The organism is Kitasatospora sp. NPDC030952 (assembly GCF_055571335.1).
The window spans coordinates 108361-131243 of the sequence record NZ_JBVIFM010000002.1 but is presented as its reverse complement, the minus strand read 5'-3'; the positions used below and the strand labels follow the sequence as shown (position 1 = coordinate 131243).

At 74.7% G+C, this 22883-nt stretch carries 21 protein-coding genes; 12 read left to right on the top strand and 9 right to left on the bottom strand.

Annotated elements, in window-relative coordinates:
- Positions 1 to 4: 4 nt before the first annotated feature.
- Positions 5 to 1933 carry an acetyl/propionyl/methylcrotonyl-CoA carboxylase subunit alpha gene (locus tag ACZ47G_RS05480; protein ID WP_465740549.1) on the top strand — a complete coding sequence of 643 codons (1929 nt, stop codon included), beginning with the start codon at positions 5 to 7 and terminating at the stop codon, positions 1931 to 1933.
- A 95-nt stretch (positions 1934 to 2028) separates the two neighbouring features.
- On the top strand, positions 2029 to 3201 hold the full coding sequence (locus tag ACZ47G_RS05475) for an acyl-CoA dehydrogenase family protein (protein WP_465740152.1): 1173 nt from the start codon (positions 2029 to 2031) through the stop codon (positions 3199 to 3201).
- Positions 3202 to 3243: 42 nt separating this feature from the next.
- On the opposite strand, the gene ACZ47G_RS05470 is transcribed toward ACZ47G_RS05475, so the two are convergent.
- Together ACZ47G_RS05470 and ACZ47G_RS05465 are read right to left on the bottom strand one after the other, a co-directional pair.
- Positions 3244 to 3942, bottom strand: a complete 699-nt coding sequence (locus ACZ47G_RS05470; protein WP_465740151.1) for a class F sortase — start codon at positions 3940 to 3942, stop codon at positions 3244 to 3246.
- Positions 3929 to 4600, bottom strand: coding sequence for a hypothetical protein (locus ACZ47G_RS05465; RefSeq protein ID WP_465740150.1), 672 nt, complete (start codon positions 4598 to 4600; stop codon positions 3929 to 3931). Before ACZ47G_RS05465 ends, ACZ47G_RS05470 begins: the two co-directional genes overlap by 14 nt.
- A gap of 224 nt (positions 4601 to 4824) precedes the next feature.
- Between ACZ47G_RS05465 and ACZ47G_RS05460 the strand changes: the two genes are divergently transcribed.
- From ACZ47G_RS05460 to ACZ47G_RS05450, 3 genes are all read left to right on the top strand, one after another.
- Positions 4825 to 6429 carry a 4-coumarate--CoA ligase family protein gene (locus ACZ47G_RS05460; protein ID WP_465740149.1) on the top strand — a complete coding sequence of 535 codons (1605 nt, stop codon included), beginning with the start codon at positions 4825 to 4827 and terminating at the stop codon, positions 6427 to 6429.
- A gap of 107 nt (positions 6430 to 6536) precedes the next feature.
- Positions 6537 to 7157 (top strand): TetR/AcrR family transcriptional regulator, encoded by a 621-nt coding sequence (locus ACZ47G_RS05455; RefSeq protein WP_380455016.1) that lies wholly within the window; start codon positions 6537 to 6539, stop codon positions 7155 to 7157.
- A gap of 145 nt (positions 7158 to 7302) precedes the next feature.
- Positions 7303 to 9765, top strand: a complete 2463-nt coding sequence (locus ACZ47G_RS05450; RefSeq protein ID WP_465740148.1) for a SpoIIE family protein phosphatase — start codon at positions 7303 to 7305, stop codon at positions 9763 to 9765.
- A 104-nt stretch (positions 9766 to 9869) separates the two neighbouring features.
- Here ACZ47G_RS05450 and ACZ47G_RS05445 read toward each other — a convergent pair whose 3' ends face one another.
- The 7 genes from ACZ47G_RS05445 to ACZ47G_RS05415 form a co-directional block, all read right to left on the bottom strand.
- A complete protein-coding gene (locus ACZ47G_RS05445) occupies positions 9870 to 11438 on the bottom strand; it encodes an MFS transporter (RefSeq protein WP_465740147.1) in 1569 nt (522 codons plus the stop codon).
- A complete protein-coding gene (locus ACZ47G_RS05440; RefSeq protein ID WP_465740146.1) occupies positions 11435 to 12046 on the bottom strand; it encodes a TetR/AcrR family transcriptional regulator in 612 nt (203 codons plus the stop codon). Before ACZ47G_RS05440 ends, ACZ47G_RS05445 begins: the two co-directional genes overlap by 4 nt.
- 179 nt (positions 12047 to 12225) lie before the next feature.
- Entirely contained in the window at positions 12226 to 12618 is a 393-nt protein-coding gene (locus ACZ47G_RS05435) for a cell division protein SepF (protein ID WP_465740145.1), read from the bottom strand.
- Positions 12619 to 12891: 273 nt separating this feature from the next.
- Complete coding sequence (locus ACZ47G_RS05430) at positions 12892 to 13407, bottom strand: DinB family protein (RefSeq protein WP_465740144.1); 516 nt, start codon at positions 13405 to 13407, stop codon at positions 12892 to 12894.
- 76 nt (positions 13408 to 13483) lie between these two features.
- Positions 13484 to 14221, bottom strand: coding sequence for a TVP38/TMEM64 family protein (locus tag ACZ47G_RS05425; protein WP_465740143.1), 738 nt, complete (start codon positions 14219 to 14221; stop codon positions 13484 to 13486).
- Between the two features lie 66 nt (positions 14222 to 14287).
- Entirely contained in the window at positions 14288 to 14827 is a 540-nt protein-coding gene (locus tag ACZ47G_RS05420; RefSeq protein ID WP_465740142.1) for a HEAT repeat domain-containing protein, read from the bottom strand.
- Between the two features lie 305 nt (positions 14828 to 15132).
- Positions 15133 to 16377: an MFS transporter gene (locus ACZ47G_RS05415; protein WP_465740141.1), complete on the bottom strand. Its 1245-nt coding sequence runs from the start codon at positions 16375 to 16377 to the stop codon at positions 15133 to 15135.
- Positions 16378 to 16468: 91 nt separating this feature from the next.
- Between ACZ47G_RS05415 and ACZ47G_RS05410 the strand changes: the two genes are divergently transcribed.
- The 7 genes from ACZ47G_RS05410 to ACZ47G_RS05380 all read left to right on the top strand — a co-directional run bounded on the left by ACZ47G_RS05410 (position 16469) and on the right by ACZ47G_RS05380 (position 22777).
- Positions 16469 to 17653 (top strand): ROK family transcriptional regulator, encoded by a 1185-nt coding sequence (locus ACZ47G_RS05410; protein WP_465740140.1) that lies wholly within the window; start codon positions 16469 to 16471, stop codon positions 17651 to 17653.
- Between the two features lie 87 nt (positions 17654 to 17740).
- Positions 17741 to 18157: a TOBE domain-containing protein gene (locus ACZ47G_RS05405; protein WP_188306630.1), complete on the top strand. Its 417-nt coding sequence runs from the start codon at positions 17741 to 17743 to the stop codon at positions 18155 to 18157.
- Between the two features lie 36 nt (positions 18158 to 18193).
- Positions 18194 to 18649: a hypothetical protein gene (locus ACZ47G_RS05400; protein ID WP_465740139.1), complete on the top strand. Its 456-nt coding sequence runs from the start codon at positions 18194 to 18196 to the stop codon at positions 18647 to 18649.
- A complete protein-coding gene (locus ACZ47G_RS05395; RefSeq protein WP_465740138.1) occupies positions 18646 to 19359 on the top strand; it encodes a glycerophosphodiester phosphodiesterase in 714 nt (237 codons plus the stop codon). The genes ACZ47G_RS05400 and ACZ47G_RS05395 overlap by 4 nt, the downstream gene beginning before the upstream one ends.
- Complete coding sequence (locus tag ACZ47G_RS05390; RefSeq protein ID WP_465740137.1) at positions 19356 to 20483, top strand: winged helix DNA-binding domain-containing protein; 1128 nt, start codon at positions 19356 to 19358, stop codon at positions 20481 to 20483. Before ACZ47G_RS05395 ends, ACZ47G_RS05390 begins: the two co-directional genes overlap by 4 nt.
- Positions 20484 to 20747: 264 nt before the next feature.
- Positions 20748 to 21830, top strand: a complete 1083-nt coding sequence (locus tag ACZ47G_RS05385; protein WP_465740136.1) for an AI-2E family transporter — start codon at positions 20748 to 20750, stop codon at positions 21828 to 21830.
- 77 nt (positions 21831 to 21907) lie between these two features.
- Positions 21908 to 22777: a Vgb family protein gene (locus tag ACZ47G_RS05380; RefSeq protein ID WP_465740135.1), complete on the top strand. Its 870-nt coding sequence runs from the start codon at positions 21908 to 21910 to the stop codon at positions 22775 to 22777.
- Positions 22778 to 22883: the final 106 nt, after the last annotated feature.

Here is a 22883-nt window from a genome sequence, read left to right as displayed (position 1 = left end):
GATGATGATCACCAATCTGCTGGTCGCCAACCGCGGCGAGATCGCCCGCCGGGTGTTCCGCACCTGCCGGGAGCTGGGCATCGCGACCACCGCCGTCCACTCCGACCCGGACGCCGGCCTCCCGCACGTGCGGGAGGCCGACGCGGCCGTCCGGCTGCCCGGCGCCGCGCCCGCCGACACCTATCTGCGCGGCGAGCTGATCGTCCGGGCGGCTCTCCGGGCCGGCGCGGACGCCGTCCACCCGGGATACGGATTCCTGTCCGAGAGCGCCGAGTTCGCGCGCGCCGTGCAGGACGCCGGCCTGGTGTGGGTGGGCCCGCCTCCGGCCGCGATCGCCGCGATGGGCTCCAAGACCGCTGCCAAGCGGCTGATGGCCGAGGCCGGGGTGCCCGTGCTGGCGGCGCTCGCCGAGCCGGCCGAGGCGGACCTGCCGGTGCTGGTGAAGGCCGCGGCGGGCGGTGGCGGCCGGGGCATGCGGGTGGTCCGGCGGCTGGCGGACCTCCCGGCCGAGCTGGCGGCCGCCCGGGCCGAGGCGGCCAAGGCCTTCGGCTCCGACGAGGTGTTCTGCGAGCGCTACCTGCCCACCGGCCGGCACGTGGAGGTGCAGCTGCTGGCCGACGCCCACGGCACGGTGTGGGCGGTGGGCGACCGCGACTGCTCGGTGCAGCGGCGGCACCAGAAGGTGATCGAGGAGGCCCCGGCGCCCGGGCTGCCGCCGCGGCTGCGGGCCGAGCTGCACGCGGCGGCGGTGGAGGCGGCCCGGGCGATCGGCTACCGCGGCGCCGGCACCGCCGAGTTCCTGCTCGCCGAGGACGGCCGGTTCTACTTCCTGGAGATGAACACCCGGCTGCAGGTGGAGCACCCGGTCACCGAGGCGGTCACCGGGCTGGACCTGGTCGCGCTCCAACTGGCCGTCGCCGAGGGGGAGAAGCTGCCCTCGGCCGTCCCGCCGCCGGCCACCGGCCACGCGATCGAGGCCCGGCTGTACGCGGAGAGCCCGGCCAAGGACTGGCAGCCCGCCACCGGCACCCTGCACTGGCTCGAACTGACCTCGGAACACCAGGAGTTCACCGGTACCGGGCTGCGGCTGGACTCCGGCGTGGAGTCCGGCAGCGAGATCACCCCGCACTACGACGCGATGCTCGCCAAGGTGATCGTCCGGGCGCCGACCCGCGCCGCGGCGGCCCGCCGGCTGGCCGACGCGCTGGCCCGGGCCCGGATCCACGGCCCGGCCACCAACCGGGAGCTGCTGGTCCGGGCGCTGCGGCACCCGGCCTTCCTGGCCGGGCGGGTGCACACCGGCTTCCTCGCCGAGCACGCGGCCGAGCTGACCGCCCCCGACTCCGCCGGCCTGAGCCGGGCCGCCCTGGCCGCAGCCCTCGCCGACGCGGCCGGCCGTGACGGCGCGCTGCCGTCCGGCTGGCGCAACCTGCCCTCCCAGCCCCAGTCCAAGCGCTACCGGGCCGCGGACGGAGCCGAGTTCGAGGTCCGCTACCGGCGGACCAGGGCCGGCCTGGAGGCCGCGGACCACCCGGACGTCGAACTGGTCGAGGCCCGGCCCGGCCACGTGGTGCTGCGCGAGGGCGAGGTCCGGCGCCGCTACGACGTCGCCCGCTACGGCGAGCAGGTGTACGTGGACGCCCCGACCGGCAGCACCGCGCTCACCGCCCTGCCGCGCTTCCCCGACCCCACCGCCCGGACCGACCCCGGGGCACTGCTCGCCCCGATGCCCGGGACCGTCCTGCGCACCACCGCCGCCGTCGGCGACACCGTCACGGCGGGCCAACCGCTGCTGGTGCTGGAGGCGATGAAGATGGAGCACCGCGTCACCGCCCCCGCCGACGGCACCCTGGTCGAACTGCGCGTCACCCCGGGGCAGCAGGTGCAGCTCGGCGCCCTGCTCGCCGTCGTCAAGTCCCCCGAAGAGGCCTGAGCACCCCGGAAGAAGCCTGAGCACCCCCGGAACGCTCGACAACACCCTGAGCCGCCCGAGCACGCCCCCGAAATCCGAACAGAGGAAGGACCCGGATGTCGACCATCGGCAGTCAGCTCCTCGAAACGCCCGAACGCACCGCCCTGCGCAAGGCCGTCGGCGACCTCGGCCGCCGCTACGGCTCCGCCTACTACCTCGCCAAGGCCCGGGCCGGCGAACCCGCCGAGGAGCTGTGGGCGGACGCCGGCAAGGCCGGCTACCTGGGCGTCAACCTGCCCGCCGAGTACGGCGGCGGGGGCGGTGGCATCAGCGACCTCGCCATCGTCCTGGAGGAACTGGGCACCGCCGGCTGCCCGTTGCTGCTGCTGATCGTCTCGCCGGCGATCTGCGGCACGGTGATAGCCCGGTACGGCACCGAGGAGCAGAAGCGGCGCTGGCTGCCCGGACTGGCCGACGGCAGCCGCAAGATGGCCTTCGGCATCACCGAGCCGGACGCCGGCAGCAACTCGCACCGGATCTCCACCGTCGCCCGCCGGGACGGCGAGGACTGGCTGCTGACCGGCCGCAAGGTGTTCGTCTCCGGCATCGACCACTCGGACGCGGTGCTGTTCGTCGCCCGTACCGAGGACGCGCGGACCGGCAAGCTCAAGCCCTGCCTGTTCGTCGTCCCGCGCGAGACCCCCGGTTTCGAGTACCGGGCGATCCCGATGGAACTGGTCGCCCCCGAGAAGCAGTTCCAGGTCTTCCTGGACGACGTCCGGCTGCCCGCCGACGCCCTGGTCGGGGACGAGAACGCCGGCCTGCTCCAGCTGTTCGCCGGCCTCAACCCGGAGCGCATCCTGACCGCCGCGTTCTCGCTCGGCCTGGCCCGCCAGGCGCTCGGCAAGGCGGTGGAGTACGCCAAGGCCCGTACCGTCTGGTCCACCCCGATCGGCGCCCACCAGGGCCTGGCGCACCCGCTGGCCCAGTGCGCGGTGGAGATCGAGCTGGCCCGGCTGATGACCCAGAAGGCCGGGCTGCTCTACGACGCGGGCGAGGACCTGGCGGCCGGGGAGGCCGCCAACATGGCCAAGTACGCCGCGGGGGAGGCCGCCGCCCGGACGGTCGACCAGGCGGTGCAGACCCTCGGGGGCAACGGCCTCACCCAGGAGTACGGCCTGGGCGCGCTGCTGGCCGCCACCAGGGTCGGCCGGGTCGCCCCGGTGAGCCGGGAGATGGTGCTCAACTTCGTCGCCCAGCACACTCTGGGCCTGCCCAAGTCCTACTGACCCCGGGAGGGGCGGGGGGAGTGGGCGGCGCGGGCGGAGGTGTCACCGCACGCCGGTCAGGTGCGCGAACACCACCGTGTTGGCCTCGTAGCCGGTGCGCCGGTCGAACTTCCCGCCGCAGGTGATCAGCCGCAGCTCGGCCCGCTCGGTGGGGCCGTAGACCAGGGCGTCCGGGAAGTCCTGCTTGGGGAAGACCCGCACCTCGTCCACGGTGAACACCGCGGTGTGCCGGTCCTTGCGGGTCACCTCGACGGTGTCGCCGGGGCGCAGCAGTCCGAGCCGGTAGAACACGGCCGGTCCGGTGTGGTTGTCGGCGTGCCCGACGACCAGCGCGTTCCCGGCGGCCCCGGGCGTGGTGCCGTCCCGGTACCAGCCGGCCAGGTTGCGCTGTTCCATCGGCGGGGTGTTCAGCGCCCGGGCGGCGGTCAGTCCGAGGCCGGTGACCGGGGCGTCGACCTTGATCGAGGGGATCCGGATCCGGGTGGGCGCCGAGGCCGGCAGCGGCGGGTGGGCGGGCGCCGGTGCCGGGCTGGGCCGGGCGGCCGGTGACGGCACCGCGGCCGGCCGGACGGCGGCGGGCGAGGCGGCGGACGCGGGCGGCAGCGGCGGCCCGTCCCGGCCGGTGGTGCCGTCGTGGAGCAGCCAGGCGCCGCCCGCCGCCAACGCGAGCGCGGCGACCCCGGCCCGCCAGGGGCCGGAGCCGCCGCGCGGCGCGCGGGAGGCGCGGTCAGGACTCGGCATTGCGCCCGGGCCGGCGGCGCATCGCGCGGATGCCCAGGCCGCCCGCGCCGAGGACCAGCGCCAGGCCGCCGAGCACCTCGGCGGTGTCGGCGCCGGAGGTGCCGCCGCCACCGGTGCCCACCCCGCCGTGCGGGCCGCCGCTGGGCGAGGCGCCGGGCGAGTGGCCGGGGGAGACCGAGGGCGAGTGGCTCGGCGAGCCGCTCGGGGACGTGGACGGCGAGGAGGAGGGCGACGGGGAGGAGGTGGCGCAGGAGATGTCGAAGACCTTCTGCTTCGCCGCGCCGCTCTCCCCCACGAACGTCCATTCGAGCTTGTAGTGCCCGTCCGGGAGGGTGAGATTGCCGGTGTGCCCGGTGCCGCCGACGATCGTGATCGACCCGGACAGCACCTGGGCGGTGCCGGTCGGCGGCTGCTGCTCGATCGTCCAGCTGACCAGCTGGATGGTGTCGAAGTTGAAGGCGTCCAGGTAGAACACGCAGACCTTGGGCTGGTCGCTCTGGTCGTTCACCGGCGTGGTGCTCTCGTGGATCTTGACGTCGCCGTTGTCGCCCGGCGCGGCGAAGGCGACCGGGGCTCCGCCGAGTGCGAGCACGGCCGCGACGCTGGCGGCGGTGAGCAGACGGCGGGCGGACGGCAGGGTGGCGGAGGTGGGTCTCACAGCGGGTGCTCCAGGGTCCGGGGCCGCACCCGGGGGCGGGCGGCCGTGGTGCACACCGTCCGGTCGAGCGCCCCCGGGAGCAACTGTGCCACGCGTGCCCCACCCCGGGTTCCCCACAATGGCCCAGCCACCGCCCTGACTGTCCGTATGCTCCTGAACGCGCCCCGCTCCACCCGTACTCGCCGGTTTAGTTGCTGCGTCAACTTCCTTACTGGAGGCTTACCTTGGTGTTCCGAAGCGAGTTCCCGGACGTCCCCGTCATCGACCTGCCGATCCATGACGCGGTGCTGGAGGCCGCCGCCCGGTACGGCGATCGGCCGGCCCTGATCGACGGCATCACCGGCGAGGAGGTCAGCTACGCGCGGCTCGCCACCTCCGTCGAGCGGGTCGCGGCCGGACTGGCCGAGGCGGGGGTGCGCAAGGGCGAGGTGGTGGCCCTGTTCAGCCCCAACTCGGTGGTCTACCCGATGGCCTACTACGGCACCAGCCGCACCGGCGCCACCGTGACCACGGTCTCCTCGCTCAGCACCCCCGGCGAACTGGCCGGCCAGCTCGGGGACAGCGCCGCCCGCTGGCTGATCACCGTCTCCCCGTTCCTGCCGACCGCGCTGGCCGCCGCCGAACTGCTCGCCGCCGCCGGCCGCCCGCTAACCGAGATCATCGTGCTGGACGGCGCCGAGGGCCACCGCTCGCTCGCCGACCTGCTGGCCGCCACCGGCCCCGCCCCCGAGCCCGCCATCGCCCCGGGCGAGGACGTCGCCGTGCTGCCGTACTCCAGCGGCACCACCGGCCTGCCCAAGGGCGTGATGCTCACCCACCGCTCGATCGCCACCAACCTGGCCCAGACCGACGCCCTCTACCGCCCCTCGGTGGGCGAACGGGTGCTCGCCGTGCTGCCCTTCTTCCACATCTACGGCCTGACGGCGCTGCTCAACCAGCCGCTGCGGTGCGGCGCCACCGTGGTCGTGCTGCCCCGCTTCGACCTGGAGCAGTTCTGCGGCGCGATCGAGCGGCACCGGGTGCAGGGCCTGGTGGTCGCCCCGCCGATCGTCCTCGCCCTGGCCAAGCACCCGGTCGTGGACCGCTTCGACCTCTCCTCGGTCGACTACCTGCTGTGCGCCGCCGCCCCGCTGGACCAGGACCTCGCCGAGAGCTGCGCCCGCCGGCTCGGCCTGCCCCACCTGCTCCAGGGCTACGGGATGACCGAGCTGTCCCCGGTCACCCACGTGGTCTCGCCGACCGAGCAGGACCCGGTGTCCGGCTCGGTCGGTCGGCTGGTCCCCTCCACCGAACTGCGGGTCGCCGCCCTGGACGGCTCCGGCGACGACCTCGGGCCCGGCGAGCAGGGCGAGCTGCTGATCCGCGGCCCGCAGGTGATGAAGGGCTACTTCGGCCGCCCCTCCGAGACCGCCGCCATGGTCGACGCCGACGGCTGGCTGCACACTGGCGACATCGGCTACGTCGACGGGCGCGGCTACCTCTTCGTGGTGGACCGGGTCAAGGAGCTGATCAAGTACAAGGGCTACCAGGTCGCCCCCGCCGAGCTGGAGGCGGTCCTGCTCGGCCACCCGCAGATCGCCGACGCCGCCGTGATCGGCGTCCGGGACGCCGACGGGACGGAGTGCCCCAAGGCCTTCGTGGTCCGCGCCCCGGGCAGCGGCCTGACCGCGGAGGAGGTCACCGGCTACGTGGCCGGGCACGTCGCCCCCTACAAGAAGGTGCGCGCGGTCGAGTTCGTGGACGCCGTCCCCAAGTCCGCGGCCGGCAAGATCCTCCGCCGCGAACTGCGCGCCCGCGAGGCCGCCCGCACCGGGGCGGCGGTCACCTGAGCGGCAGCCCGGGACCCGGCGGCCGAAGACCGGGGCCGGTCTGTGAGGATCGACCCGCCGCGCCCCGACCGGAACAGACCCCATCGATACAGGAACCGCCACCCGCCATGACCAGCCACCCCGCCGTCCGCACCCCCCAGCAGGACCGCAGCCGCGCGACCCGGGCCCGGCTGCTCGCGGCCGCCGTGGACTGCCTGGCCGAGCTCGGCTGGCAGGGCTCCACCGTTACCGTGGTCGCCGAACGGGCCGGCGTCTCCCGGGGCGCCGCCCAGCACCACTTCCCGACCCGCGAGGACCTCTTCACCGCGGCCGTCGAGCACGTCACCGCCGAGCGGCTGGCAGCCGTCCGCGCCCACGCGGACGACCTGCCGGCCGCCGGCCCCGACCGCACCCGGGCCGTGGTCGACATGATCGTCCGCCTCTACACCGGCCCGCTGTTCCGCGCCGCCCTCCACCTGTGGACCGCGGCCGCCACCGAGGACGGCCTGCGCGAGCGGATCGTCGCCCTGGAGGGCCACGTCGGCCGGGAGGCCCACCGGGCCGCCGTGGAGTTCCTGGACGCCGACGAGACCCGCCCGGGCGTGCGCGAATCGGTGCAGGCCACCCTCGACCTCGCCCGCGGCCTCGGCCTGGCCAACCTGCTCACCGACGACAGCCCTCGACGTTCCGGAGTGATCCGGCAGTGGGCGGGCGTTCTGGAGAGTACGCTGCGGCCGGTACGCCCATGACGCCCGTACAACCGAGCGACCGGACGCCCCCTGACCAAGGGGTCGCCGGGCGGCCGATGTCCGTGCAGTCTGGAGAAGAAACCCGGCCGGCACCGACCGCGAGGCCCGTCCGGCCGGGCACGAGCCGAACCGGGGTGCTGCCTGAATGCACGGACAAGAGTGGGACGCGACCGACGCCGGCCCCGCGCCGGACGGTGACCCCGCACGCCCCGAGGGCCACCGACTCGTCCCGCTCGCCACGGTCCTGGTGCAGGCCGACGGTCTGATCCTGCACTGGAGCGAGGACGCCGAGGCGCTGCTCGGCTACACCGCGGCGGAGGCCCTCGGCAGCTACGCCGCCCAGCTGCTCACCGACGAGAGCGACCGCGCCGCCGTGCTCGCGATCTTCCAGCGGATCCTGTCCGGTGCCGACACCTCCTTCGTCTTCCCGGTCCGCCACCGCGACGGCCACAAGGTCGAGCTGGAGTTCCGCACCTACCCGATCGCCGGCCCGGCCGGCACCCTGCTGCTGCTCGCCACCGCCTCGGACACCCGGGCCGTCCACGCCATCGAGGCCGACCTCGCCGTGCTGGACGGCATCTTCGGCCGCTCCCCGATCGGCATGGCCGTGTACGACACCGAACTGCGCTACGTCCGGCTCAACGAGGCCCTCGCCCGGATGAACGGCGTCCCGGTCGCCGCCCACCTCGGCAGACGGATATCCGCCGTCCTGCCCGGCCTCAACGGCGCCGAGATCGAACAGACCATGAGACAGGTCCTCAAGACCGGCAAGCCCGTGGTGGACGCCCGCTCGCACGGCCGCGTCCCGGGCGACCCCAAGCGGGACCGCGCCTGGTCCGCCTCCTACTTCCGGCTGGAGGACTCCACCGGCCGGGTCTTCGGCGTCTGCTCCTCGATCATCGACGTCACCGAACGCTTCCAGGCCGAGGCCCGGGCCGCCCGCGCCCAGGAGCGCCTGGCCACCATCGCCGAGGCCACCGCCCGGATCGGCACCACCCTCGACCTCCAGCGCACCGCCGAGGAACTGATCGAGGCGGTCGTCCCCCGATTCGCCGACTTCGCCACCGTCGACCTGCTGGAGCCGGTGCTGCGCGGCGCCGAGCCCACTCCGATCCCCTCCGACCGGACGGTCACCCTGCGCGCCGTCGCCGTCGGGGAGAACTACGAGAGCGGCCTGGCCCACGCCGTCGACGTGGTCGGCGAGACCTCCGAGTACGCCCCCGACCGCAGCTACACCCAGTGCCTGCGCAGCGGCCGCCCGCTGCTGCGCGCCCACGTGGACGAGGAGGTGCTCCGCGGCCTGGTCTCCAGCGAGGACCGGGTCGCCCCCGGGATCGCGGCCGGCATCCACTCGTACCTGATGGTGCCGATCACCGCCCGGGGCATGGTGCTCGGCGGCTCCGAGTTCATCCGGATGCGCAACCCCGAGCCCTTCAACGACGCCGACGTCGCGCTCGCCGAGGAGCTCGTCGCCCGCACCGCCCTCGCCCTCGACAACGCCCGGCTCTACCGCCGGGAGCGGGAGACCGCCCTCACCCTCCAGCGCAGCCTGCTGCCGCAGGAGATCCACCGCACCCTCGGCCTGGAGATCGCCTACCGCTACCTGCCCAGCAGCGTGGTCAGCGAGGTCGGCGGCGACTGGTTCGACGTGGTGCCGCTGTCCTGCGGGCGGGTCGCCCTGGTGGTCGGCGACGTGATGGGCCACGGCATCCGGGCCGCCGCCACCATGGGCCAGCTGCGCACCGTCGCCCGCACCCTCGCCACCCTCGACATGCCTCCCGAGCAGGTGCTCACCCGGCTGGACGAGACCGCCTCGGGGATCGGCGAGGGCCAGTTCGCCACCTGCATCTGCGCCGTCTACGACCCGCTGGAGCGCACCCTCCAGATCGCCTCGGCCGGGCACCTGCCGCCGGTCTGGGTCGGCACCGACGGCGCCGCCCGCAGGATCGAGGTGCCGCCCGGCGTTCCGCTGGGCGTCGGCGGGGTCGCCTTCGAGTCCATCGGCTTCACCCTCCCGGAGGGCGCCATGCTCGCCCTCTACACCGACGGCCTGGTCGAGCGGCGCGGCCAGGACCTCGACCACGGCATCGACCTGCTCGCCCGCACCCTGGCCGGGCCCGGCCGGACGCTGGAGGAGAGCTGCGACGCGGTGATCGGCGCGCTGGTCACCGACGGGACCGAGGACGACATCGCGATGATCATGGCCCGGGCGCTGCCGGTGCCCGCCGACCGGATCGCCACCCTGCCGCTCACCGGCGGCGGCAAGCTCCCCGGCCGGGCCCGCCGCTTCACCCGCGCCACCCTGGAGGCCTGGGGCCTGAACGCGCTCTCCGACTACGCCGAACTGCTGGTCAGCGAGCTGGTCACGAACGCCCTGCTGCACGCCGAGGCACCGCGCCGGCTGCGACTGTTCCGCGACCGGGTGCTCACCCTCGAGGTCTCCGACGCGGGCGGCCAGACGCCGCAGCTGCGCCCCTTCGCCGAACAGGACGAGGGCGGGCGCGGGATGTTCCTGGTCAGCGAGCTGGCCCAGCGCTGGGGCAGCCGGCTGACCAGGGACGGCAAGGTGGTCTGGGCCGAGCTGGAACTGCCCTTCGGGGTCTCGTAGCCTTCCGTACGTGTGAGAACGGCCGTTCCCGGATCGGGGAACGACCGTTCTCACCTCTTTGCGTCCTTCCGCGTGCACCCGGTCCTTCCGCGTGCACCCGGTCCTTACACGTGCACCTGCGGCCGCTCCGGCTCGACCGCCGCGACCTGCTCGGCCGTCGTCGTCGGCCCGGACAGCCCGCGCAGCAGCAGCCAGGCCAGCACGCCCGCACCGACCAGCAGCACCCCGGCCAGCAGCCCGGCGCTGTTCATGCCCTGCACGAAGGCGTCCCTGGCGCTCGCCAGCAGCGGCTGCGCCACCTCCGGCGACAGCCCGTGCGCCGTCTCCACGGCCGCGCCCAGCGACTCCCCGGCCCGGGCGGCGGCCTCCGGGGAGGCCCCGGCCGGGACGGCCAGCCCGTTGGCGTAGATCGAGCCGACCACCGAGCCGACCAGCGCGATGCCGAGCGCGGTGCCCAGCTCGTACGCCGTCTCGGAGACCGCCGAGGCGGCCCCGGCCTTGTCGGCGGGCGCGGCGGTCAGTACCAGGTCGGCACCGAGCGTGTAGACCACGCCCTCGGCGGTGCCGGTGATGAGGAAGGAGACGGCCAGCAGCAGATAGCTGGTGTCCTGCTGCAGCCAGCCCAGCGCACCCGCGGCCAGACCCATCGCCAGCAGGCTGACGGTCAGCGCCTTGCGGGCGCCGAAGCGCCGGGCGATCCGGGCGGTGAGCAGCCCGCCGGCCACCGAGCCGGCGAAGGCCGGCAACTCCGCCAGACCCGCCTGGAGCGGCTCGTACCCGCGCACCAGCTGGAGGTACTGGGAGACCACGAAGATCACGCCGGACAGGCCGACCAGGGAGATCAGCGAAGCCGTGACGGCGGCGGTGAACCGCCGGTCGCGGAACAGCCGGACGTCCAGCAGCGGGGTCTCCAGCCGCAGCTGGCGGCGGACGAACAGGGTGAGCGCGGCCGCACCCAGCAGGAAGGTGACCGGGACGTCCCAACGGGCCACGCCATGGGCGGCGGCCTCCTTGATCGCGTAGACCGCGCCGATCACCCCGGCCATCGACAGCACCACGCTCAGCACGTCCCAGCGGCCCGGCTTCGGGTCCTTGGACTCCGGCAGCAGCCAGGCGCCGAACACCAGCAGCAGGAGCAGCACCGGGATGTTCAGCAGGAACACCGAACCCCACCAGAAGTGCTCCAGCAGCAGCCCGCCCACCACCGGCCCGAGCGCGGCGCCGGCGGTGGCGGCCGCGCCCCAGATGCCGATCGCGGTGGCCCGCTCCCGGTCGTCCGGGAACAGGCTGCGGATCAGCGAGAGGGTGGAGGGCATGATCGTCGCCCCGGCGACGCCGAGCAGCGCCCGGGCCAGGATCAGCCAGCCCGGCCCCGGCGCGTACGCGGCCAGCAGCGAGGCGGCGCCGAACGCGGCGGCCCCGGTCAGCAGCAGCTTCTTGCGGCCGATCCGGTCGCTCAGGGCGCCCATGCTGACCAGCAGGCCGGCCAGTACGAAGGAGTAGGAGTCGCCGATCCAGAGCAGCTGGGTGCCGCTGGGGCGCAGCGTCTCGCTGATGGAGGGGATGGCGAGGGAGAGCACGGTCGCGTCGAGGGCGACCACGGTGACGGCCAGCACCAGGACGGCGAGGCCGGTCCAGCGCTGGCGAACGGTCAGGGGAGGGGTCCTACTCATGGTGTATCGGTTTCCGGTTTCCGGTCCGAGGTGCTGTGGGTGGGGGGCGTGGGGACGGAGGCCTCCGGCCGGCGCAGCGCACCGCCGAGGAACAGCTCGGCGAGCGAGAAGGCGGCGTCGCGCGGGGCGAGCCGGCCGTCCTGGATGGCCCAGCCGATGCCGGCCACCAGGTCGAAGAAGGCCTCGCTCAGCCAGGCGGCGCTCAGCTCGATCCGGAAGGCGCCCTCGCGCTGCCCGCGCAGGAAGAGCGCGTGCAGCCGGTCGATCTGGACCTCCCAGAGGTCGTTGATCTCGTCGTTGTCGTAGAGCTGGTTCTCGCCGGCCAGGAAGGCGCAGAGCATGGCGTCCGGGACGGCGGCGTCCACCAGCCGGCGCAGCGCGGCCTCGGCGTCGCCGTCCTCGATGGCGGCGGTGTCCAGGGCGGCGGCGAAGCGCTGGAGGCCGAGCAGGCCGACCTCGCGGATCAGTGCCTCGCGCCCGGGGAACAGCCGGTGCAGGGTGGCCCGGCTGATGTGCGCGGCGCGGGCGATCTCGTCCAGGTGGGCGGTGGGGCGGCGGGAGAGCACGCCGACGGCGGCTTCCAGCACGGTGTCGCGGTCGGTGGCCATGATTCGAGTGTAGTCCATATGAGACATGGATGTCTCAGAACTATCCCGAGGCTCTCATCTGCATCGTTTGCGTCATCTGCATCACCGGCGGAAGGCCTCCGGAACAGCGAAAACCGGGGACGGCTGGTGTGCCGTCCCCGGTCGGGGTGGTGCGCGCAGTGCGGCCGGTGCCGCCGCGCTCAGCTCTGGTTGTAGAACCCGGTGTCGTCCATCGGGCGGTCGATCACCATCACCTCGACGTCCGCCGGGGTGAGCAGGAAGACCCGGCGGGCGATCCGCTCGATGCCCCCCCTGGTGCCGAAGATCAGGCCGGAGGCGAAGTCGACCATGCGCTTGGCCTCGGCCTCGTTCATCTCGGTGAGGTCCATCACCACCGGGGTGCTCGCCCGGATGTGCTCACCGACCGTGCGGGCCGCCTCGAAGCCCGTCGGCCGCAGGGAGACGATCTTCGCGGGCGCGGGGACGGCGGGAACCGTCTCCTGATCCACCCACTCGTCGTCGTACACCGCGGCCGGGTAGTTCCCGGAGGGCATCAGCCACCCGTTGTGGTGCTCGTCGCGAAGTGCTCCCATGCCGCGCCTCCCTGCCTCGTCCCGTCTGGTCCCCCGGGGGTGGACGGTGTCCTTCTTGACACGTCATCCACTCGTCGGAACTGTCCGAGTATCGCACTGTTCACCGGTCCCGTGCCCGCTCGCGGCCCCCGTACGAGTCGTGCCGCGCCGGAAAACCGGGCGGACCCGGGCAAAAGAGAGCGACGCGGCGCAGCGCCGTACGGTTGCGCGCGTAGACCATATCGGTCGCGGTCACCGCGTAATTGACCTTCCGTCAACAATGCGGAAACGATTTCACTCGCCGGTCGAACCGTCCACCAGTTCGCGCAGCAAATCCGCGTGGCCGTTGTGTCGCGCGTACTCCTCGATCATGTGGACGAGGATCCAGCGGAGCGTCACTTCCTGGTCCTGGCGCAGCCGCTTGCCGACGGTGTCCAGCGGCAGGCCGGCCGACGCGCGGCGGGCGCCCTCGATCTCGGCGCGCCAGGTGGCGAAGTCGGCGGCCACGTCGGCGGAGTCGACGTTGTCGAAGTCGCCGTCGGGGTCGGCCTCGGTCCAGTAGCGGCCGGTGGCGATCTCGGCGCCGAGCAGGATGCCCTGGAACCAGTGCCGCTCGACCTCGGCCATGTGCCGGACCAGGCCGAGCAGCGAGAGCGAGGACGGCGGGACGGAGCGCAGCCGCAGCTGGTCGTCGGTCAGGCCCGCGCACTTGAGGGCGAGCGTGCTGCGGTGGAAGTCGAGCCAGGCGGTGAGCATGGCGGCCTCGTCGGCGGCCATCGGCGGGTCGACCCGCGGGGTGAGTTCGGTCATGCCGGACATCCTGGCCACCGACGGGCGCGGGCGCGACCGGTTTGTGGGGCGCCGCGGGGCGCGGGTGGACCTGCGGTCACTGGGCCTGGGCCTGGCCCCGGCGGCGGGCGGCGGCGGCCCGCCAGAGGCCGACCAGGCTGCCGAGCACCAGCAGGGCGATCACCCCGGCCGAGACCAGGAAGGCCGCCGAGCCGGGCCGGTCCGCGCTGGCGGCGGCGACCACGTACACGGCGGTGGTCGGGACCACGCCGATCGCGGTGGCGCACAGGAAGGGGAGGAACCGCACCCCGGAGAAGGCGGCGCCGTAGTTGCCGGCCTGGAACGGCAGGCCGGGCAGCAGCCGCAGCACCAGCACGCTGCGGAAGCCCTGCTCGGTGAAGCGCTGGTCAAGGGCGCCGAGCACCTTGCCGCGCAGATGGGGCTTCAGGGCCTCGCGGCCGAGGCCCCGGCCCAGGGCGAAGGCCAGTGCCGCACCCAGGGTGGTGCCGAGCACGGCGAGCAGCACGCCCTGCTGGACGCCCAGCAGCAGCCCGGCGACGGCGTTCAGCGCGGGGCGCGGCACGAAGGCCAGCGTGCCGACGGCGTAGACCAGGGCGAACAGCGGCGCGAACCAGTAGCCGGGCATCCGGTCCGCCAGCCCGCCGGAGAGCAGGTCCGTCGGGCTCCACATCAGCAGCGAGCCCGCGCACGCGCCCAGCAGCAGGACCAGCAGGCCGAACCGCCACCAGGGCGAGCGGGCCGGGCGCGGCTCCTCCGCCGGCTCGGCGGGTCCGGTGGCGCTCGGCGCGGGGGGCGTGGTCAGGGCTGCGGGCACCGCCCGAGCCTAACCGGTCCCGGTGGCGGGCCGGGGTGGGGAGCGGGCCGGAACCGAGGGACCCGGCTATCCGTGGCGCGGGGCGGTCCGTCGGTGGATCGGCCCGCCGGGGGCGTACCAGCCGGCCTTCTTGCGGACCGCGGGGCTCGGGTCCTGCGCCTGGGACGCCTGGAGGGCGGCGGCGGCCCGGGGGTCGGTGTGGGCGAACTTGCCGACGAGCTCGGCGGCCCGGGTGCGGACCCGGGGGTCGGGGTCGGCGGCCAGGTGCCGCAGGGCCGGTTCCAGCACCCGGTCCGCGCCCGGTGCGCAGGCGTCGTCCTTGCACCGGTCGCAGGCGAGGGCGTGGAACGCGGCGATCCGCACCTCGGCGTCCGGGTCGTCGGCCATGGCGATGAGCAGGCCCATGGACTCGGTGTCGACCAGGTGGTCCAGCAATCGGCAGCAGCCCTCCCGGACGGCCGCGTCGTCGTGGGACAGTCCCGCGCGGATGGCGCCGAGCGCGGCGTCCGCGCGCCGGAGCAGTTCCCGGTAGGCGGCCACGGTGCGCTGGGGGTCACCCAGGCAGGAGACCAGGGCTTCGTTGTCGGTCCTGACGAATCCGAGCATGACGGCAGTGTCGGACCGCACCGGCCGTACGGGCAACGGGATTTCGCGCGGGGCCTGACGGGCACGCCGACGCCGGTGGTCGCCTCGGGCGGGAAGGCGGCGAACCCGGTGGCGTCGGCCGAGGTCAGGGTCGGGTCGGCGGCCTCGGCCGGCGGTGGCCACCGGGCGGGGCTGAGGCGGGCGGTGCGGCGTCCGGGGCGTGGCGGATGGAACGGGAATCCCCTCGTGGATCGCGAGGACCGCCGGGCACTGGAGGGCGCCCGGCGGTCGGCGATATCAGCGGGAACGGTCCGTGGAATTCCCGCTCATATCGTGGAGAGGTCTTTTCCGGAAGGGTTGTTCGGTGACATGGCGGGCACGTCGCCGCCCGCCGCTTCCGTCGGGAAGTCCGGCTCGGCCCGGCGCAGGGCCCCGGCGCTGAGCACCAGGGCGAAGGCGAGCAGGGTGACCAGGCCGAAGGAGACGGTCAGCGAGGTGGCCTGGGCGAGGGCGCCGATCACGGCGGGGGCGATCAGACCGGAGGTGTAGGTGACGGTGGCGACGCCCGCGATGGCCTGGCTGGGGTTGCGGCCGATCCGGCCGGCGGCGGCGAAGGCGAGCGGGACGATCACCGCGACCCCGACGCCGATCAGGGCGAAGCCCGGGATGGCCAGCGCCGGAGTGTCGGCGGCGACCACGAGGAGGCCGCCGAGGGTGGCGACCGCCCCGCCCAGCCGGGTGGCGCGGACGGCGCCGATGCGGCGGACCACGGCGTCCCCGGCGAGCCGGCTGACGGCCATGGTGAGCGAGAAGGCGGTGTACGAGGCGGCGGCGACGGTGGCCGAGGCGCCGGTGATGTCCTTCAGGTAGACGCCGCTCCAGTCCATCGAGGCGCCCTCGCCGAACACCGCGCAGAAGCCGACCAGGCCGATCACCAGCGAGCTGCGCGGCGGCAGGGCGAAGTGCGGGGGCGCCTCGGCCTCCGCGTGGGCGCGCAGGTCGGGCAGGCCGCGGCAGACCGGCTGGGCGAGGGCGAGCAGGACGAGCGCGGTGACGGCCAGCTGGAGCCGGGCGTCGAGGTCGAGGTGGGCGGACAGGATGCCGAAGCCGGAGGCCAGCAGGCCGCCCGCGCTCCACATCCCGTGCAGTCCGGACATGATCGAGCGGCCGAGGCGCTGCTCGATCTCCACGCCCTGGGCGTTCATCGCGACGTCCGCCATGCCCGCCGTGGCGCCGTACACCAGCAGCACCGCGCAGAGCGCGGGCAGCGAGGGGGCGAGCGCGGGCAGGGTCAGGGCCAGGCACCAGAGCGAGATCAGCCCGCGCACCGCGGCCCGGCCGCCGTAACGGTGGACGAAGCGCCCGGCCAGCGGCATCGCCAGGGAGGAGCCGATGGCGGGCATCACCAGGGCGAGGCCGAGCTGCCCGGGGGAGAGGTCCAGGCGGTCCTGGATCCACGGGATGCGGGTGACGAAGGTGCCGCCGACGGCGCCGTGCACGCCGAAGACCAGCGCGATGCTCAGCCGTGAGCGGCGTGGTTCCGCGAGTGGTTCGAGGGTGGTGGCGGTCATATGGCGGTTCCCTCCGGGCGGATGGTCCGAACGGTTCGATAAACTATCAGGAAGGGACCCTGATAGAAACACTCTGGAAGGATGATCGCTTATGACCACCGCGCGTACGGCCACGCCGAGCACCGCCCGGGCGATCAACGACCGGCTGGCGCTCAACCTCCTGCTCGAACAGGGTCCCCTGACCGCGACCGAGCTGCGCGACCTCACCGGCCTCTCCAGGCCGACCGTCGCCGACCTGCTCGACCGCCTCCAGCGGACCGGCCTGATCGCCCTCGCCGGCGAACGCGGCGAACAGCGGCGCGGCCCCAACGCCCGGCTCTACGCGCTGGTCGCCTCCCGCGCCCACATCGCCGCCTTCGACGTCCGCGAAGGCGGGGTCAGCCTGGTCGTCGCCGACCTCGCCGGGCGCACCCTCGGCACCGCCGAGGTCCCGGTCGAGGGCGCCGGCACCCCCGACACCGCCGCCGCGATCGTCCGCACCCTGCGGGAGACCGCCCGCGCCGCCGGCGTCGACCGGCTGCACACCGTCGCCGTCGGCGCCCCCGGCCTGGTCGACCCCGCCACCGGCCGGCTGCACAGCACCGGCCAGCTCCCCGGCTGGCACGCCGAACTCCTCACCGCACTGGGCGAGTTGCCCGACACAGAGGTGATCCTGGAGAACGAGGTCAACCTGGCCGGCCGGGCCGAGTACCGGGTCGGCGCCGCCCGCGACCGCGACACCTTCGTCCTGATCTGGCTCGGCCACAGCGTCGGCGCCGCCGTCATCCTCGACGGGCGGCTGCGCCGCGGCTTCTCCGGCGGCACCGGCGAGATCTGCTTCCTGCCCGTCCCCGGTGCCACCGGACTGCCCAGCGCCGACAGCTGCGAGGGCGGCTTCCACGGCCTGGTCGGCAGCGCGGCCCTGTGCGCCCTCGCCCGCCGCCACGGACTGCCCACCGGTCCGGCGGACGACGCGGCCGCCGCCGAGGCCGCCGTCCGCGCCGCGCTGGCCGCCGGGGCGGCGGGGGCGCCGTTCCTGGACGAGCTGGCCGAGCGGATCGCGCTCGGCGCGGCCAGCGTCTGCGTGGTGCTCGACCCCGGCTGCCTGGTGCTCGGCGGCGAGATCGGCCGGGCCGGCGGCGCCGAACTGGCCGGCCGGGTGGAACGGCGGCTGGCCCGGCTCTCCCCGCTGCACACCGAGGTGCGGGCCGGCACGGCGGGCGGCGGCGCGGTGCTCGCCGGGGCGGTGCTCACCGCGGGGGACGCCGTGCGGCGGGACCTCTTCGGGGAGCCGTAGGCCGTTTCCCGCCGACGTCCCCGGTACGGCAGGATGGCGGCCGGGGGGCGCGTACCCCGTACCTCGAACCATCGTCAGGAGACGCAGATGGGCCAGCCCGACGTGCCGGTCAACCCGTACCGCATCGGTGAGGCGGCCGCGCTGCTCGGCGTCAGCGCGGACACCATGCGGCGCTGGGTGGACGCCGGGAAGCTCGCCGCCGTGCGGGACGAGCACGGGCACCGGATCATCCCCGGGGCCGAACTCGCCGCCTTCGCCCGCGAGCTGGCCCGGCCGGAGATCGCCGAGGCCGAGGGTCGGCCGTCCTCGGCGCGCAACCGCTTCCCCGGGATCGTCACCGAGGTGCGGCTCGGCGACGTGGCCGCGCAGGTGGAGGTCCAGGCCGGGCCGTTCCGGGTGGTGTCGCTGATCAGCCGGGACTCGGTGGAGGAGCTGAACCTGGTGCCGGGCGCACCCGCCACGGCGGTCATCAAGTCGACCAATGTGATGATCGAACGGCGCTAGCCGTTCCCTGCGCGTTCTTCGAAACGAGAGGCCCGGATGCCTTCCCCGAACCCGCCGCACCAGCCGCACCTGCCGACCACCCAGGCCGCCGTCCTGGCGATCGAGGTCGTCGCCGCCCGGCACGGACTGGCCGTCCGCGCCCAGCACGACATCGGCGGCGACCAGACCTTCGCCGGACTGGTCGGCCAGGACGACGGGGCGGACGCCATCCCGCACGAGGCGCTGCTGGAGTTCGGCGGGAGCCCGGTGACCACCGTCCGGCTGTTCACCCACGACGAGGCCGTGGTGACCGTCGAGGGCATCGCCTTCGATGTCCCGCGCGACAGCGTCCCGGCCTTCCTGAACTCGGTCTGGTCCGGTCTGGTGCACGTCAAGGCCCGGACCTTCCCGCCCGCCACCACCCTGATCGTCACCGTCCCGGGTGAGCCCGGCTACCGCGAACCGGTCGGTCTGTACGGCCTCACCCCCTGGCTCTCCGGAAGGATCCGATGACCACCCCCGCCGACCGCCGGCCGGTGCTCGCCGTCGCCCACCGCGGCGACCCCTACCGCCACCGCGAGAACACCCTGGCCTCCGTCGAGTCCGCGCTCGCCGCCGGGGCCGACGCCGTCGAGGTGGACGTCCAGCTGACCCGCGACAAGGTGCCGGTGCTGCTGCACGACCGGACCCTGGAGCGGCTCTGGGGCGACCCGCGGTCGATCGGCCGGGTCACCACCGAGCAGCTGGCCGACCTGCGCCAGGGCGAACTGGCCGTCCCCACCCTCGCCGAGACGATCAAGACCGTCGCCGCCGCGAACGGCCGCCGGCTGCTGATCGACCTGGACGAGCCCGGCCCGGCCGCCGCCACCTGGGACGTCGTCACCGGACTCGGCGCCGAGGACCTCGTCGCCTTCTGCGGCCCCGCCACCGCCATGCTCGCCGTGCGCGGACTCAGCCGGGACGCCGAGATCGCGCTCACCTGGAAGCAACCCCGGATGCCCGCGCCCGCCCTGCTGCGCGACCTGCGCCCGCGCTTCCTCAACCCGCCCTTCGGCCTGGTCACCCCCGCCTTCGTGGCGGCCGCCGCGGACGAGGGGCTCGCCGTCTCCACCTGGACCGCCGACCTGCGCCGCACCATGCGCCGGCTGCGCGACACCGGGGCCGTCTCCATCACCAGCAACCGGATCTCCGTCCTGCGCTCGGTGCTGGACGGCCGCCGGTGACGGTGCTCGGCCCCCGGGCCCTGGGCCGCGCCCTGCTGGCCCGTCAGCACCTGCTCGCCCGCACCGACCTGGCGCCCCTCGACGTCATCCACCACCTCGGCGGACTCCAGGCCCAGGCCGTACCGCAGCCGCCCTACCTCGGACTGCTCTCCCGGCTCGACGGGTTCACCCCGGACGGGCTCAGCACCCTGCTCGAACAGCGGGCCGCGGTCCGGATCGCGCTCCAGCGCGGCACCATCCACCTGGTCACCGCTGAGGACTGCCTGGCCCTGCGCCCGCTGCTCCAGCCCGTCCTCGACCAGGCGCTGCGCACCACCTACGGCAAGCGGCTCGCCGGACTCGACCCGGCCGCGCTGGCCGCCGAGGCCCGCGCCCTGGTCGAGGAGGAGCCGCGCACCTTCCAGCAGCTCGGCGCGCTGCTGGCCGCCACCCGACCGGACCGCGACCCGGCGGCGCTGGCCCAGGCCGCGCGCTGCCTGCTGCCGCTGGTCCAGGTGCCGCCGCGCGGGCTGTGGGGCCGCAGCGGCCCGGCCGCCCACACCACCGCGGAGGCCTGGCTCAGCCGCCCGCTCGACCCCGCCCCCGCCCCCGCGCCGGACCGGCTGGTGCTGCGCTACCTGGCCGCCTTCGGCCCGGCCACCGTCGCCGACCTGCAGAAGTGGTGCGGCCTCAGTCGGCTGGGGCCCGTGCTCAAGCGGCTCGCGCCGGGGCTGCCGACCTTCCGGGACGAGCAGGGCCGGGTGCTGTACGACCTGCCGCAGGCGCCCCGGCCGGAGCCGGACGTCCCGGCGCCGGTGCGGCTGGTCGCGCCGTTCGACAACCTGCTGCTCTCGCACGCCGACCGCAGCCGGGTGCTGCCGGAGCGGTACAAGGACCGGGTGATGACCCGGAACGGGCTGGTGCTCGGCACCCTGCTGGTGGACGGACTGGTCGCCGGGACGTGGCGGCTGACGGCGGAGCAGGACGTGGTCGTCGAGCCGTTCGTCCGGCTGGCGCGGGCGGACCGTGCGGCGGCGGAGGCCGAGGCCCAACGGGTACTGGCCTTCGCGGGCGCCGGCGAGGGCGCCCGCCAGGGTGCGGGTGGGGGCGGATCCGTACGGTTCGAGGCGGCGGAGCGGCCGTGACGGCCCGTAGCGGGCGTAACGGGCTCTAAGACCGACCGGCACATGGTGGGCGGCGTCGCGACGCCCGGGCTGTCGCCTGGACTGCGTTGTCGTCGGTCGCCGCAGCTCCGCTGCTACTCCCTCCTCCGCCTTGCCAGGCTCGGCCCGGACGCCGCTCCTTGCTCCACCCACCATGTGCCGGTCGGTCTAAATAGGGCATATCGTCAGATTCTCTGTTGAGATGGGTCGGTTCGGACTCAACGACGATCCTCGGCGGAGGTGGCCGTGTCCGTGGAGCGCCCGCCCGGTGGGCGGCCCGACCACCGCAGGCCCTATCTGATGCTGCCGCCCGCGGTGCGGTGGGCGGCGGCCTGGTCGGTGGCGGTGATCCTGCTGATCACCGTGGGCTCGCTGGTGGTGTTCGCGCTCGTCGAGCTGCGGGCCGCCACCGTGCCGTTCGTCCTGGCGCTGCTGGGGGTCTCGCTGCTCCACCCGGTGGTGCCCTGGATGGTCCGGCGGGGGGTGGGTCGCGGCCTGGCGGCCGGGCTGACCTGCCTGGTGCTGGTGGTCGCGGTGGTCGGGGTGATCGCCCTGCTGGTCAACTCCCTGGTGCACAGCGCCCCGCAGATCGCCGGCTCGCTCCCGGCGGCCGGGCGGCGGCTGGCCGACTGGCTCGGGCCGTTCGGGGCGAAGATCGAGCACGCGCTGAACAACGCCAAGGGCGAGACCAACTCGCTGGTCTCGACCCTGACCAACGGCGTGCTGTCCGGGCTCGGCCTGCTCACCCAGGTGATCACCGGCGCCGTGCTGGCGCTCGCCCTGGTCTTCTTCTTCCTGCGGGACGGCCACCGCACCGGTGACACCATCCGCGCCCACCTACCCGGGCGCGGCGCCGACACCGTGATCGCCTGCGCCGAGCGGGCCTTCGAGGCGATGGCCGGCTTCATGCGCGGCACCACCCTGATCGCCCTGATCGACGCGGGCTTCATCACCGTCGGGCTGCTCGCCCTGGGCGTCCCCGGCGCCCCGGGGCTGGGCGCGCTGGTCTTCATGGGCGCGTACATCCCGTTCGTCGGCGCGTTCCTGTCCGGCACGGTGGCGGTGCTGGTGGCGCTCGCGGACGGCGGGCTGGGCACGGCGCTGTGGGCGCTCGGGGTGGTGCTGACGGTGCAGATGATCGAGGGCAACGTCCTGCAGCCGGTCATCCAGAGCCGGACGGTCGAGCTGCACCCGGCGACCATCATGGTCGCGGTGGTGGCCGGCTCCGGCGTCGCGGGCATCATCGGGGCGCTGCTGGCGGTGCCGGTCTGCGCGGCGGGGATGGGTGTGATCTCGGTGCTGCGGGACGTCGTGTCCGCTCCTGAGTGAAGTCGGTTGCCGTCGGTGGGGTGGCCGTGGCAGCATCACTAACGCGACATGAGTCGCGATAGGCCGGAGGGGTGCGGATGGAACTGTTCGAGGTGGCCGAGGCGGGGGCCGGGCCGTACGGGGTGGCCGTGGGGCCGGACGGGGGTGTGTGGTTCACCCTGGTGCACGCCGGTGAGGTGGGGCGGCTGTCGGCCGACGGCTCGGTGGAGCGGTACGGGCTGGGGGCGCCCGGGTGCGGCCCGGCCGTCATCACCGCCGGGGCGGACGGCGCGCTGTGGTTCAGCCGGATGCGGGACCACCGGATCGGGCGGATCACGGCCGGCGGGGAGGTCTCGTCGTTCGGGCTGCCGAGCGGCACCGGGCCGTACGGGATCACCGCGGGGCCGGACGGGGCGCTCTGGTTCACCGCCATGGGCACCGATGCGGTGGGCCGGATCACCGTCGACGGGGAGGTGACGGAGCATCCGCTGCGGCTCGCCGGGGCGTTCCCGTCGATGATCACCGCCGGGGCGGACGGCGCGCTGTGGTGCACGCTCAACCAGGCGGACGCCGTTGCCCGGATCTCCGTCGAGGGCGAGGTGGCCGTCCACCGGCTGCCCACCGCGGGCACCGCGCCGGTCGGGATCACCGCCGGGGCGGACGGGGCGCTCTGGTACGTCGGGATCGGCGGCGGGCTGGTCGGGCGGATCACCGTGGACGGGGCGGTGACCGAGTACCCGCTGGCCGACCGCGCCGCCAAACCGCACGCGATCGCCGCCGGGCCGGACGGGCGGCTCTGGTTCACCGAGTGGGGCGCCGGCCGGATCGGCGTGCTGGACGCGGACGGCCGGCTGGACGGGTACCCGATCCCCGGCCCGGGCGCCGAGCCGCACGGGATCGCCGTCGGGCCGGACGGTGCGGTGTACGCCGCGCTGGAGCGCGGACAGCTCGCCCGGCTGGTGGACTGAGCCGCCGCGAGCGGTCGACGGGGGCGGCGCGGCCCGTTCGCCGTACGGGTCCCGGTCGGGAGGTCCCGGTGGCGGGCCGGGAACTCGGGCCCAGCGGCCCCGGCCG